Consider the following 260-nt stretch of genomic DNA (forward strand, 5'->3'; position numbering starts at 1 on the left):
TTCGATGCTCATGGCATGGGAGACCTTGCTTGGAGCTTGTTGAGATTAACCGCCCCATCTAAATCGATTGAATCACTCACTGCCCACGAAGAATCGCCTAGCGCGCGGGTCACGACATAACCACAACCATTAGGAACGTGATTATCGATCTCATACCTGCGCCACTCGATCATCGCTTGGGCATCAACCTGGAGTGGCCTACGCTTGATGAGCCAAGCTACCGCGTTGAGAAATTGCCCGTGCGAAAAGACTAGGATGTC

1 protein-coding gene is annotated in these 260 nt (G+C 51.9%); it reads right to left on the reverse strand.

Annotated elements, in window-relative coordinates; genetic code table 11:
- Positions 1 to 8 precede the first annotated feature (8 nt).
- Positions 9 to 260 (reverse strand): hypothetical protein (locus AC3XQU_RS24210; RefSeq protein WP_489876668.1); only part of this gene is annotated, 252 nt, incomplete at its 5' end.

The sequence above is a fragment of the Telluria sp. AZSoR62 genome (genome assembly GCF_058111565.1).